At 66.8% G+C, this 12,642-nt stretch carries 9 protein-coding genes; 6 read left to right on the forward strand and 3 right to left on the reverse strand.

Annotated elements, in window-relative coordinates; genetic code table 11:
* Positions 1–21 precede the first annotated feature (21 nt).
* From ACODTJ_RS08640 to ACODTJ_RS08650, 3 genes are read left to right on the forward strand one after another with little or no spacing between them, the layout of a single operon-like run.
* A complete protein-coding gene (locus ACODTJ_RS08640) occupies positions 22–2,730 on the forward strand; it encodes a DUF4118 domain-containing protein (RefSeq protein ID WP_488848186.1) in 2,709 nt (902 codons plus the stop codon).
* Positions 2,727–3,419 carry a response regulator transcription factor gene (locus ACODTJ_RS08645; protein ID WP_454655534.1) on the forward strand — a complete coding sequence of 231 codons (693 nt, stop codon included), beginning with the start codon at positions 2,727–2,729 and terminating at the stop codon, positions 3,417–3,419. Before ACODTJ_RS08640 ends, ACODTJ_RS08645 begins: the two co-directional genes overlap by 4 nt.
* A gap of 28 nt (positions 3,420–3,447) precedes the next feature.
* Complete coding sequence (locus tag ACODTJ_RS08650; RefSeq protein ID WP_454655533.1) at positions 3,448–3,894, forward strand: PTS sugar transporter subunit IIA; 447 nt, start codon at positions 3,448–3,450, stop codon at positions 3,892–3,894.
* On the opposite strand, the gene ACODTJ_RS08655 is transcribed toward ACODTJ_RS08650, so the two are convergent.
* Positions 3,867–4,868, reverse strand: coding sequence for a LysR family transcriptional regulator (locus ACODTJ_RS08655; protein WP_454655532.1), 1,002 nt, complete (start codon positions 4,866–4,868; stop codon positions 3,867–3,869). The genes ACODTJ_RS08650 and ACODTJ_RS08655 overlap by 28 nt on opposite strands.
* Before the next feature lie 108 nt (positions 4,869–4,976).
* On the opposite strand from ACODTJ_RS08655, the gene ACODTJ_RS08660 reads away from it, so the two are divergent.
* From ACODTJ_RS08660 to ACODTJ_RS08670, 3 genes are all read left to right on the forward strand, one after another.
* Complete coding sequence (locus ACODTJ_RS08660) at positions 4,977–5,813, forward strand: alpha/beta hydrolase fold domain-containing protein (protein ID WP_454655531.1); 837 nt, start codon at positions 4,977–4,979, stop codon at positions 5,811–5,813.
* 51 nt (positions 5,814–5,864) lie between these two features.
* Entirely contained in the window at positions 5,865–7,064 is a 1,200-nt protein-coding gene (locus tag ACODTJ_RS08665; protein WP_454655530.1) for an efflux RND transporter periplasmic adaptor subunit, read from the forward strand.
* A 79-nt stretch (positions 7,065–7,143) separates the two neighbouring features.
* Positions 7,144–10,323, forward strand: coding sequence for an efflux RND transporter permease subunit (locus tag ACODTJ_RS08670; protein WP_454655529.1), 3,180 nt, complete (start codon positions 7,144–7,146; stop codon positions 10,321–10,323).
* A gap of 214 nt (positions 10,324–10,537) precedes the next feature.
* Here the strand turns inward: ACODTJ_RS08670 and ACODTJ_RS08675 are convergent, their stop codons facing one another.
* On the reverse strand, positions 10,538–11,410 hold the full coding sequence (locus ACODTJ_RS08675; protein WP_336810519.1) for an ABC transporter permease: 873 nt from the start codon (positions 11,408–11,410) through the stop codon (positions 10,538–10,540).
* Positions 11,411–11,561: 151 nt separating this feature from the next.
* Positions 11,562–12,608, reverse strand: coding sequence for an ABC transporter substrate-binding protein (locus ACODTJ_RS08680; protein WP_454655527.1), 1,047 nt, complete (start codon positions 12,606–12,608; stop codon positions 11,562–11,564).
* Positions 12,609–12,642 lie beyond the last annotated feature (34 nt).

The following is a 12,642-nucleotide window of genomic DNA, read 5'->3' on the forward strand; positions in this document are numbered from 1 at the left end:
GTTTTCCCCTTGCGGACCCACATGACCATCGCCGACAGCCATCGCGAGACGAGAGGCAGGCCCTCACCAGAGGCGCTCCTCGCCAGCGCCCAGCGCGAAGGGCGCGGGCGCCTGAAGATCTTCCTCGGCGCGGCGCCGGGCGTCGGCAAGACCTATGAGATGCTGACCTCCGGCCGCGCCCGCCGGGCGGAAGGGATCGATGTCGTGATCGGCGTCGTCGAGACCCATGGCCGCAGCGAGACGAAAAGCTTGGTCGACGGCTTCGAGATCGTCCCGCGCCGGCTCGTCGACTACAAGGGCCGCGCGCTCGACGAGATGGACCTCGACGCGATCCTGGCGCGGCGCCCGGCCCTCGTCCTCGTCGACGAACTCGCCCATACCAATGCGCCCGGCAGCCGCCATCCCAAGCGCTATCTCGATGTCGAGGAATTGCTGTCGCGCGGCATCGACGTCTACACCACGCTCAACATCCAGCATGTCGAGAGCCTGAACGACGTCGTCGCCCAGATCACCCGCATCCGCGTCCGCGAAACCGTGCCCGATTCGATCGTCGACCGCGCCGACGATATCGAGATCATCGACCTGACACCAGCCGACCTGATCAAGCGGCTCGAAGAGGGCAAGGTCTATCTCGGCAAGACCGCCAAGCGCGCCGTCGCCAACTATTTCTCATCGGGCAACCTGACGGCCCTGCGCGAGCTGGCGCTGCGCCGTACCGCGCAGCGGGTCGACGACCAGCTGCTCAGCCATATGCAGGAACACGCGATCTCCGGCCCCTGGGCGGCGGGCGAGCGCATCCTGGTCTGCATCGACGACAGCGTCGGGGGGCCTGCCCTCATCCGCCATGCCAAGCGGCAGGCCGACCGGCTGCGCGCACCCTGGAGCGCGCTTTATGTCGAGACGCCTCAGGCCGCGGCCTTGCCCGAGGCCGCGAAGACTCGCATCGCCAATGCGCTCCGGCTTGCGGCACAGCTTGGCGCCGAGGCGATCACCCTGCCCGGACAGGACGTCGCTGGCGAGATCCTGCGCCATGCCGCCGCCGGCAACGTCACCCAGATCATCGTCGGCAAACCGGCCAAGCCGCGCTGGCGCGAATGGCTGAGGCCTTCCGTCTCGCATGAATTGATCAGCCGGACCGGCGATATCGGCGTGCATGTCGTCGCCTTGCGCGAGCAGCCGCCGGAGGCGGATGCCGGCGTCTCGGCCATCGGCAAGCCCGGCTTTGCGCCTAAGCCCTATCTCGCGGCAGCGGCCTATGTCGCGGCCGCGCTCGGCGCAGCCGAACTGCTCAGCCAGATCATGGATCTGCGCAATATCGCGCTGGTCTTCCTCACCGCCGTGCTTGCTTCAGCCGTGACCACCGGGCTGGGTCCAGCCCTCTTCGCCTCGCTGCTGAGTGCGCTCGCACTGAACTTCTTCTTCATCCCGCCGCTCTACACGCTGACGATCGCCGATCCCGAAAATGTCGTCGCGCTCGGCTTCTTCCTGCTCGTCGCCCTGATCGCTTCGAACCTCACCGCCCGCGTCCAGCGCCAGGCCAATGCCGCCCGTCAGCGCGTCCGCACCACCGAGGACCTCTATCTCTTCTCGAAGAAGCTCGCCGGCACCGGCACGCTCGATGACGTTCTCTGGGCCAGCGCCTTCCAGATAGCCTCGATGCTGCGCCTGCGCGTCGTCATCCTGATGCCCGAGGACGGAACGATCGCGGTGCGCGCCGGCTATCCGCCCGACGATACGCTGGTCGATGCCGACATCGCCGCCGCGCGCTGGGCCTGGGAGCATGATCGCCCGGCCGGGCGTGGCGCCGATACCCTTCCTGGGGCCAAGCGGCTCTACCTGCCCCTGCGCACCGGCCGCACTGCCATCGGCGTGATCGGCCTCGACGACGACAAGGAAGCCCCTCTGCTGACGCCGGAACAGCAGCGCCTGCTCGATGCGCTGGCCGATCAGGCCGCCGTCGCCATCGAGCGCATCCAGCTCGTCGCCGATGTCGACCGCGCGAAGCTCGCGGCCGAAGCCGACCGCCTGCGCTCGGCCCTGCTGACCTCGATCTCGCATGACCTGAAGACGCCGCTGGCCTCGATCATGGGCGCGGCCGGCACCTTGCGCGACTATCGCAACGCCCTGCCTGAGGACGACCGCACGGCCCTGCTCGCGACCCTGATCGACGAATCCGAGCGCCTCAGCCGCTTCATCGCCAATCTCCTCGACATGACCCGGATCGAATCCGGCGCGATGGAGCCGAATGCGGCCCTGGTCGATGTTGCCGACGTGGTCGGCAGCGCTTTGCGCCGCGCCAGCAAGATCACCGCCGGCCACCACGTCGAAACCGCACTGCCCGGCGACCTGCCGATGCTCAGGCTCGACCCCGTCCTGTTCGAGCAGGTGCTGTTCAACCTGCTCGACAATGCCGCGAAATACGCCCCCACCGGCAGCGCCATCGCGATCGGTTCCCGGCAGGACGGCAACCAGGTTCTCGTAACGGTCACCGACGAGGGGCCGGGCCTGCCGCCCGCCGATCTCGAACGCGTCTTCGACAGCTTCTACCGCGTCCGCAAGGGCGATCAGGTCCGCGCCGGGACCGGGCTCGGCCTCGCCATCTGCCGCGGCTTCGTCGAGGCGATGGGCGGCACGATCACGGCGGCCAACCGAGCCGATCACAGCGGCGCAATCTTCACCATCCGCATGCCGGCCGACGCCCAGCCCAACCAAGTGGAACCGCAGACATGACGGCAACGGACATCAAAGTGCTGGTCGTGGACGACGAGCCGGCGATCCGCCGCCTGCTCCGCGTCGGCCTCTCGACCGAGGGCTACGCCATCCGCGAGGCCGCGACGGGGCGTGAGGCGATTGAGCGCATCGCCGAGGCCCTACCCGATCTCGTTATCCTCGATCTCGGCCTGCCCGATCTCTCCGGGCAGGAACTCCTGCAGAAATGGCGCGCCGAGGCGCTGGTCCTGCCCATCGTCATCCTGTCGAGTCGCACCGACGAGGCCGGCATCGTCGCGGCTCTCGAAAACGGCGCCGACGACTATGTCACCAAACCCTTCGGCATGAAGGAATTGGCGGCGCGCTTACGCGTCGCCTTGCGCCACAAGCTCCAGCAGCAGGGCGAAAAGCCGATCTTCCAGACCGGCGAGCTCTCGGTCGACCTCGTCAAGCGCATCGTCAGGCTGGGCGAGCAGGAGGTGAAGCTCTCGCCCAAGGAATACGACATCCTGCGCATCCTCGTGCAGCATGCCGGCAAGGTGCTGACCCATCAGTTCCTGATGAAGCAGGTCTGGGGCGCCTCGGCCGATGTGCAGTACCTGCGCGTCTATGTCCGGCAGCTCCGCCAGAAGATCGAGCGCGTCCCCGACCAGCCGCAATACATCACCACCGAGACCGGCGTCGGCTATCGCCTGCGCGAAGCCGAGTGACCCCTGCCGCAAGGCATAAGACCGATCCATGATTCCAGCAGACATCATCCGCCCGCGCTCCATCGTCAAGCTCTCGGCCGCGACCAAGCCCGCCCTCTTCCGCGCGCTCGCGAAAAAGGCGGCCGAGCAACTAGCCTTGCCCGAAGCCGCGATCCTCGACGCACTGCACCGCCGCGAAGCGCTCGGCTCCACGGGGGTCGGCGGCGGGCTGGCGATGCCGCACGCACCGGTCGAGGGTCTCGCCGAGCCTTTCGGCCTGCTGGCACGGCTAGAGAAACCCGTCGCCTATGAAGCGATCGACGGCGCGCCGGTCGATCTCGTCTGCCTGGTGCTGACGCCGGTGAACGGCGGCAAGGGCCGCATCGACGCGCTGGCCTGCATCGCGAAGCGCCTACGCCCGGCCGAGATCCGCGACCGCATCCGCAATGCCGCGGGCGGCGAGGATATCTACGCGCTGCTGCTCGACGAGAGCTGATCGGCCTTGGCCGGGATCGGCAGCGGCACGGCCGGCAGGATCGTCGGTTTGCAATTGCCGCCGCGCGACAGCACGAATTCGTCGCGCGCGAACAGCTCCGCCAGCCAGTCGACGAAGACGCGCACCTTGTTGCTGAGGTGTCTGTTCGGCGGATAGACGATGTGCAGCGGCTTCGGCGCCGTGCACCAGTCCATGAGCAGCGGCACGAGGCGACCGTCAGCGATCGGCACCCGGGCCATGAAGGTCGGCAATTGCATGATGCCGTGGCTGGCGAGCCCGGCGGCGAGATAGCCCATGCCGTCATTGAGCGCGATCGTGTGGCGCCCGCTGACCTCGATCGTCTCACTGAGGCTCTGATAGACCAGCGGCAGCACCCGGCCGCCGAGCGCCGGCCGGTAGGCGACGATCTGGTGCCCGTCCTCGATATCGCGCGGATGGACTGGCGTGCCGAAGCGCGCGAGATAGTCCGGCGTCGCGCAGGTGATGAGCTGCATCTCGCCGATCCGCCTTGCGATCAGGCTCTGGTCGACGATCTCGCCGGCCCGCACCGCGCAATCGAGATTCTCGCCGATCAGGTCGGCCGGCCGGTCGCTCAGGCCGAGATCGAGCTGGATATCGGGATAGCGCGCCTGGAATTCGTGAAGCGCCGGGATAATCACAGAGACCGCGAGAGACGAGCTGCAATCGACCCTGAGACGCCCGCTCGGCCGCGCCTGCGCGAGCGTAAGGCTGGCGTCGAGTTCGGAGAGCTCGTCGAGCAGGCGCAGCGCCCGTTCGTAATATGCCGCGCCGTCCATGGTGACCGTCACGCGTCGCGTCGTCCGGTTCAGGAGCTTGGCGCGCAGATGCGCCTCCAATTGCTGGATCAGCTTGGTGACGGTCGGCTTCGGCATGTCCAGGAGATCGGCGGCGCGCGTGAAGGTCCCGGTCTCGACGACCCGCACGAAAGCCCGCATCGCGGCAAGCTGATCCATTTGCCCTCAGATTGTTTCCGTACGTGAACAATGAATAAGCCAATAGCGTATTTATTCCGAAATCCCGATTCACTATCTCGTGGTGCACCGCAACAGCGAGGGTGAGCCATGCCCGCGATCGCCGCGCAGAGACTACAACCGGTCCTCTCCGTATTCTGGCGGGAGGAAACCCTGAGCGCCCGTGGAGAGACCTTCACCGGCCGGCTCTACGTTCCCGCCGAGGTCCCGGACAATGCCGGGCTCGTGCTGCATCTGCATGGCGGCCACTTCAACAGCGGCTCGCCAGCCGAAGGGCAGGCCGTCGCCACGGCCCTGACCGAAGCCGGCGCGGTCGTGTTCTCGCTTTCCTATCCGCTCGCGCCGGTCCAGCGCTTCCCTGAGACGCTGGAGCGCATCTATGCAGCGCTTGAGGCTCTTGCCAGGGGTCGCAATCGCTGGGCGACGCGCGGCGCGCCGCTCTACATCGCCGGCGAGGAAGCCGGCGGCAATCTCGCCGCGGCACTCGCCATGATGGCGCGTGATCGCGGTGGCCCGGCGCTCGCCGGCCAGATCCTGTTCTCGCCGATGCTCGACGCCTGCCTCGGCACGGCCTCGCTACGCGACGTGCAGGCCGGCCCGGTCGGCTGCCGCTGGGCCGATGGCTGGGCCGATTATCTCGGCACGCCCGAGCGCGCCGCCCACCCCTACGCCGCCCCGCTTCAGGCGACGCGCCTCGCCGGCCTGCCCCCGGCCCTGCTGATCAGCGGCCAGGATGACCCGATGCGTGACGAAGCCGCGCAATACGCCGATCGCCTCGGCCAGGCCGGCATCGCCGTCCGCCATGTCGAGTTCACCGCGCCGACGCGCTGGCCGCAAGCCTATGCGGACGCGGCGGAGGAAGGTTCCTGTCTCTGCAAGAGCTGCGGCGAGATCGCCGCCTTCTATGAACGGACCGCGCCCTCCTAGCGCTCTCCCTCTTTCGAACACCCCAAGCATTTCCAAGGAAGGACCGACCCCATGATTCCGGGAACGAACCGTCGCGGCCTTTTGGCCGGCCTCACTGCCTCCGTCGCGCTGACCGCCATCACGGTCTTCTCCCTCTCCGGCACCCGCGCGCAGGGCGACACCGCCCCTGCCGCCCCGCCGGCCGTCCCTGTCTCCGTCGCGACCGTCGAGGCGCGCGAGGTCGTGCCCTGGGCCGAATTCTCCGGCCGGCTGGAGGCGATCGAGCGCGTCGAATTGCGCTCACGCGTCGCTGGCGTGGTCGAGGCCGTGCACTTTCGCGAGGGCAACCTCGTGAAGCAGGGCGACCTGCTGGTCAGCATCGACCAGGCGCCTTATCTCGCCGATCTCCAGCGGGCCGAGGCTCAGGTGCAGGGCGCGAAGGCACGCGTTGCGCTGGCCGAGAGCGAGAACGAGCGCGGCCAGCAATTGCTGGCGACCCGCAACCTCTCCCAGCGCGACGTCGACACCCGCGTCAACAACCTGCGGGAGGCGCAGGCCAATCTTCAGGCTGCCGAGGCCGCGCGCCGCACGGCGCAGCTCAACCTCGACTACACCCAGATCCGCGCCCCGATCAGCGGCCGCATCGGCCGGCTCGACGTTACCATCGGCAACCTGATCGCGGCCGGCGGGCAGGTCCTGACCTCGCTGCTCTCGGTCGATCCGATCTACGCCGCCTTCAATGCCGACGAGCGCAGCGTGCTCGACGCATTGGCCTCGCTGCCGGACGGTTCGCGGGCGCTGGAGCAGATCCCGGTCAGGATCGGCACCGCGACGGCGCAGGCCGCGCAGTTCACCGGCAAGCTACATTTCGTCGATAACGGCATTGACGGCGCCAGCGGCACGGTCAGGGTGCGCGCCAAGCTCGACAATCCGGACGGCAAGCTGATGCCCGGCCAGTTCGTCCGGGTCCAGCTCGGGCAGGCCAAGGCCGAGCAGCAGCTCGTCATCAACGAGCGCGCGGTCGGCACCGACCAGAACAAGAAGTTCGTCTTCGTCGTCGGCGACGACGCCAAGGCGGCATGGCGCGAGGTCTCGCTCGGCGCGGCCCATGACGGTCTGCGCGTCGTCAATGCCGGCCTGAAGCCCGGCGAGCGCATCGTCGTCAACGGCCTCCAGCGCGTCCGCCCCGGCGCGACCGTCGCGCCCGAGCCGGTGCCGATGGCGCAGAAGAGCGAACTGAAGAAGCCCGCGACCGAACTCGCGCAACGCTGACCGACACGACCAGCCACGGATGCCGCAAGGGCGGGTCCGTGGCCGCAGGTCCAATAAGCCGCTCGAAAGGGGGCGCCCCATGAACCTCTCGAAATTCTTCATCGACCGGCCGATCTTCGCGGCGGTCCTCTCTGTTCTCATCTTCCTGGCAGGGCTGCTCTCGATCAGGGCCCTGCCGATCTCGGAATATCCGGAAGTTGTCCCGCCGACGGTCGTCGTGCGGGCGCAATATCCGGGTGCCAGCCCGCGCGTGATCGCCGAGACGGTGGCAACGCCGATCGAGGAGCAGATCAACGGCGTCGAAGGCATGCTCTACATGTCGAGCCAAGCGACGACCGACGGCGTCATGACGCTCAACGTCACCTTCCGCTTGGGCACCGACCCGGACAAGGCCCAGCAGCTCGTGCAGAACCGCGTCAGCCAGGCCGAGCCGAGGCTGCCGGAAGAGGTGCGCCGGCTCGGCGTCACCACGGTCAAGAGCTCGCCCGATCTGACGATGGTGGTGCATATCACCTCGCCGAACGGCCGCTATGACATGACCTATCTGCGCAATTACGCGGTGCTCAACGTCAAGGACCGGCTCGCCCGCATCGACGGCGTTGGCCAGGTCCAGCTCTTCGGCTCCGGCGACTACTCGATGCGCGTCTGGCTCGACCCGCAGAAGGTCGCGGAGCACGGGCTGTCGCCCGGCGACGTCGTGCGCGAGATCCGCGCCCAGAACGTCCAGGCAGCGGCCGGTGTCATCGGCGCCTCGCCGAATGCGCCGGGCCTCGATCTCCAGCTTTCGGTGAACGCGCAAGGCCGCCTGCAGAACGAGGAGCAGTTCGGCGAGATCATCGTCAAGACCGCCGCCGACGGCGCGGTCGTCCGGCTCAAGGACGTGTCCCGCATTGAATTGGGCGCCGCGGACTATGCGCTGCGCTCGCTGCTGAACGGCAAGTCGGCCGTCGCTGTCCCCGTCTTCCAGGCGCCGGGCTCGAACGCCATCGCGATCGCCGACCGCGTCCAGGAGACGATGCGCGAGATCAAGCAGAACATGCCCGAGGGCGTGGACTACTCGATCGTCTACGACACCACCCAGTTCGTGCGGGCCTCGATCAAGGCCGTCATCACCACGCTGCTTGAGGCGGTGGCGCTCGTCGTGCTCGTCGTCATCGTCTTCCTGCAGACCTGGCGCGCCTCGATCATCCCGCTCGTCGCCGTGCCGGTTTCGGTCGTCGGCACCTTCGCGGTGATGTATCTCATGGGCTTCTCGATCAATGCGCTCAGCCTGTTCGGGCTGGTGCTCGCCATCGGCATCGTCGTCGACGACGCGATCGTCGTGGTCGAGAATGTCGAGCGCAATATCGAGAACGGCCTCTCGCCGCGCGAAGCCACCTACAAGGCGATGCGCGAGGTCTCCGGCCCGATCATCGCGATCGCGCTGGTGCTGGTCGCGGTCTTCGTGCCGCTGGCCTTCATCTCGGGCCTGACCGGGCAGTTCTACCGCCAGTTCGCGCTGACCATCGCGATCTCGACGGTGATCTCGGCGATCAACTCGCTGACGCTGTCGCCGGCGCTCGCCGCGCTCCTGCTCAAGGGCCATCACGCTCCCAAGGACGCGCTGACCCGCTTCATGGACAAGCTGTTCGGCTGGTTCTTCCGCGCCTTCAACCGCTTCTTCAACCGCTCGTCCGAGGCCTATGGCGGCGGCGTGCGCCGGGTGATCTCGCATCGCGCCGTGATGCTCGCGGTCTATGTCGTGCTGCTCGGGGCGACCGGCGTGCTGTTCAAGGCCGTGCCCTCGGGCTTCGTGCCGGGCCAGGACAAGCAGTATCTCGTCGGCTTCGCGCAGTTGCCCGATGCCGCGACTCTCGACCGCACGGAGGATGTCATCCGCCGCATGGACGAGATCGCGCTGAAGCATCCGGGCGTCGAGAACGCCATCTCCTTCCCCGGCCTCTCGATCAACGGTTTCACCAACTCGTCGAATTCCGGCATCGTCTTCGTCGGCCTGAAGCCCTTCGACCAGCGCAAGGACCCGTCGCTCAGCGGCAACGCCATCGCGATGCAGCTCAACAAGGAGTTCTCGGGCATCAAGGAGGCCTTCATCGCGATGTTCCCGCCGCCGCCCGTGCAGGGCCTCGGCACGATCGGCGGCTTCAAGCTGCAGATCGAGGATCGCGCCGGGCTGGGTTATGCCGCGCTCGACGAGGCAACCAAGGCCTTCATGGGCAAGGCCGCGACCGCGCCGGAGATCGCCGGCATGTTCTCGAGCTTCCAGGTCAACGTTCCGCAGCTCTATGCCGATATCGACCGCACCAAGGCCCGCCAGCTCGGCGTGCCCGTGACGGAGGTCTTTGACACGCTGCAGACCTATCTCGGCTCGACCTATGTCAACGACTTCAACCGCTTCGGCCGCACCTACACCGTGCGCGTCCAGGCCGATGCGCCCTTCCGCGCCCAGCCCGAGCATATCGGCCAGCTCAAGGTGCGCTCGACGTCCGGCGAGATGATCCCGCTCAGCGCCGTGCTCAACGTCCGCACCGATTCCGGGCCGGAACGCGCCATGCGCTATAACGGCTTCCTCTCGGCCGACATCAATGCCGGCGCGGCTCCGGGCTTCTCCTCGGGACAGGCGCAGGAGGCGGTGGAGCGCATCGCGAAGGAGACCCTGCCCAAGGGTTTCGCCTTCGAATGGACCGAGCTGACCTATCAGGAGATCCTCGCCGGCAACTCGGCAGTGATCGTCTTCCCGGTCGCGATCCTTCTGGTCTTCCTGGTGCTGGCGGCCCAGTACGAGAGCATGACCCTGCCGATCGCGATCCTGCTGATCATCCCGATGGGCCTGCTGGCGGCGCTGACCGGCGTCTGGCTCTCGGGTGGAGACAACAACGTCTTCACCCAGATCGGCCTCGTGGTGTTGGTCGGGTTATCCGCCAAGAACGCCATCCTGATCGTCGAATTCGCTAGGGAACTCGAATTCGAGGGCAGGACGCCGGTCGAGGCCGCAATCGAAGCCAGCCGCCTGCGCCTGCGTCCGATCCTGATGACCTCGCTCGCCTTCGTCATGGGCGTGGTGCCGCTGGTGATCTCGACCGGGGCCGGCGCCGAGATGCGGCAGGCGATGGGCATCGCGGTCTTCGCCGGCATGATCGGCGTCACCGCCTTCGGCATCTTCCTGACGCCGGTCTTCTACGTGCTGATGCGGAAGCTGGCGGGGAACCGCCCGCTCGCCCGGCACGATATCGAGCCGCCGGTCCTGCAGGTTGCCGAATGACTAGAAACCCGCCTCCGGCCACGCGGCCGGAGGCGGTTTCGTTTGCGCCGCCTTCAGAGACCATCAGCCTTTCCGAGCCCTCATCCTGAGGAGCCGCGTCAGCGGCGTCTCGAAGGATGTTCCAGATGTCTCCGGAGCCTCCTGAAACATCCTTCGAGACGCCATTCCCAAGAGAATGGCTCCTCAGGATGAGGGCTCACATGAGCAACTCGCCCTATCGATAGCGCCGCTGCACCGTGAGATGCGCGATCATCGTCAGCAAGATCGTCGCGGTCATCAGGATGAACGAGATCGCGCCGCCGAAGGGCCAGTTGTTCTGCTGCGCGAACTGGCCATAGACTAGCGGTCCCATCATCTGGAATTTCGGCCCGCCCAGCAGCACGGGCGTGGCATAGGCGTTCATCGCCAGAATGAAGGTCAGGATCGTGCCGGCGAGGATGCCGGGCAGCGCCAGCGGCCAGAGCACGCGGCGGAACATCGCCGCGGGGCCGGCACCGAGGCTGAAGGCGGCCTCCTCGACATTGCGCGGAATGCCCTCGATCACGCTCTGCAGCGTCAGCACCATGAAGGGCAGGTTGACTGCGATGATGCCGATCAGCACGGCATTCTCGGTATACATGATCTCCAGCGGCTGATCGATCAGGCCAAGCCCCATCAGCGAGGCGTTGAACGCGCCCTTGCTGCCGAAGAGCGTCATCCAGCCGGCAGCGCGCACCGCGTTGCCGACGAAGAGCGGCAGCACCACCGCGATGACCATCAGGTTCTTGAAGCGGCTTTGCGTGCGCGCCAGCACATAGGCGAGCGGGAAGCCCATGATCAGGCAGGCCAGCGTACAGATCACCGCGACGCGGACCGTGCGGGCGAGCACGTTGAGATAATAGGCGTCGGTGAAGAACTTGACGTAATTCTCGATCACCAGCGCATCGACCATGAACTGGCCGGGCACGAACTTGTTGAGCGAGTAGCGGAACAGGATCGCGAGCGGCCCGATCAGCATGAGCGCGACGAAGAGCGTCGCCGGCACGACGAGCAGGCCGGCGAGTCTGGTGCGGGCGCCGGCGACGGCTTCGGGAGCGGAAACACTCATAACCAACTCCTGTCATTCCGGGACATGCCGAAGGCATGAACCCGGAACCCACGACCGGGCGAGCGATCGCGGTTGTCGAAAATACAGGCCTCGCCCAGTCGTGGGTTCCGGGTTCGCTCCTGCGGAGCGCCCCGGAATGACAAAGGGGGCATCAGCCCTTGAAGACCTTGTCCCACCATTCCTTCATCGCCGCGTCGTTCTTGGCGAGGAAGGCGTAGTCGAGATCCTTGAGGGTCTTCTCCTCCTCGGGCGTGAAGCCGATGCGCTTGTGCAGCGCCGGATCGACATTGAGGCCGGTGACGGTGCCGTTATAGCCCATGTCGACGGCGAAGGCCTCCTGCGGCGCCTTGGCCAGCATCGCGTCCATATAGGCGTAGGCATTGTCCTTGTTCGGCGCGTTCTTCTGGATCACGAAGCCCGAGACATAGGTCGGAATGCCTTCGATCGGCGACACAGCCTCGCAGGGGATGCCGGCATTCTGCCACTGCACGACGCGCGCCTTCCAGATCGCGCTGATGCCGACTTCCTCGTTCTTCATCGCTTGGGCGAAGGCCTCGTTGGTCGGATAGACGCGCGCGCCGGCCTTCTTGACCGCGAGCAGGACTTCCTTGGCCTTCTCGATGTCGTTCATGTCCTTGCCGCCGGTCGCGGCCATCGAGGCCGCGATGAAGATCGACTGGTACTGGATGTCGATGAAGCCGATCTTCGAGCCCCATTTCGGGTCGAGCCAGTCCTTGAAGCCCTTCGGCGCCGGCGAGATGATCTTGGGATTGTAGATCACGACGTTGCCCGAATAGATGTGCCCCATGCCATAGGGGTACTTCATCGTCGGCAGCAGGTTCTTGGCGTTGGGCAGCTTGGAATAGTCGATCTGCTCGAGCACGCCGGCTTCGTTCATCTCGTACATGTTGGCGGCGGAGAGGCCCTGGATATCGACCGTGCCGCGCGGCAGGCGGCGTTCGGCGACCATCTTGGCGCGGCGCGGCGCGTCGCCGGCCTGATCCTGCACCACTTCAAGCCCCTTGGGCTTGAGGATCGGGTCCTCGATGTTCTTGGTCAGCAGCCTGGCATAGTCGCCACCCCAGGTGCCGACGACGACGCGGCCGCCGGATTGGGCGAAGGCCGGCATGCCGGTCGCGGTGGCGAGCGCGGCTGCGCCTACGCCCTTCAGAAGATCCCGCCTGTCGAATGAAGCCATGGTATTCCCCTCGTTTCTGGACGCCGGATGAGCC

Source organism: Allobosea sp. FG18 (genome assembly GCF_057809495.1).

What these genes read in the sequence shown, in the direction of transcription:
- ACODTJ_RS08640 (WP_488848186.1), top strand. Translation starts at nt 22, where the DNA reads ATGACCATCGCCGACAGCCATCGCGAGACGAGAGGCAGGCCCTCACCA.
- ACODTJ_RS08645 (WP_454655534.1), top strand. Translation starts at nt 2,727, where the DNA reads ATGACGGCAACGGACATCAAAGTGCTGGTCGTGGACGACGAGCCGGCG.
- ACODTJ_RS08650 (WP_454655533.1), top strand. Translation starts at nt 3,448, where the DNA reads ATGATTCCAGCAGACATCATCCGCCCGCGCTCCATCGTCAAGCTCTCG.
- ACODTJ_RS08655 (WP_454655532.1), bottom strand. Translation starts at nt 4,868, where the DNA reads ATGGATCAGCTTGCCGCGATGCGGGCTTTCGTGCGGGTCGTCGAGACC.
- ACODTJ_RS08660 (WP_454655531.1), top strand. Translation starts at nt 4,977, where the DNA reads ATGCCCGCGATCGCCGCGCAGAGACTACAACCGGTCCTCTCCGTATTC.
- ACODTJ_RS08665 (WP_454655530.1), top strand. Translation starts at nt 5,865, where the DNA reads ATGATTCCGGGAACGAACCGTCGCGGCCTTTTGGCCGGCCTCACTGCC.
- ACODTJ_RS08670 (WP_454655529.1), top strand. Translation starts at nt 7,144, where the DNA reads ATGAACCTCTCGAAATTCTTCATCGACCGGCCGATCTTCGCGGCGGTC.
- ACODTJ_RS08675 (WP_336810519.1), bottom strand. Translation starts at nt 11,410, where the DNA reads ATGAGTGTTTCCGCTCCCGAAGCCGTCGCCGGCGCCCGCACCAGACTC.
- ACODTJ_RS08680 (WP_454655527.1), bottom strand. Translation starts at nt 12,608, where the DNA reads ATGGCTTCATTCGACAGGCGGGATCTTCTGAAGGGCGTAGGCGCAGCC.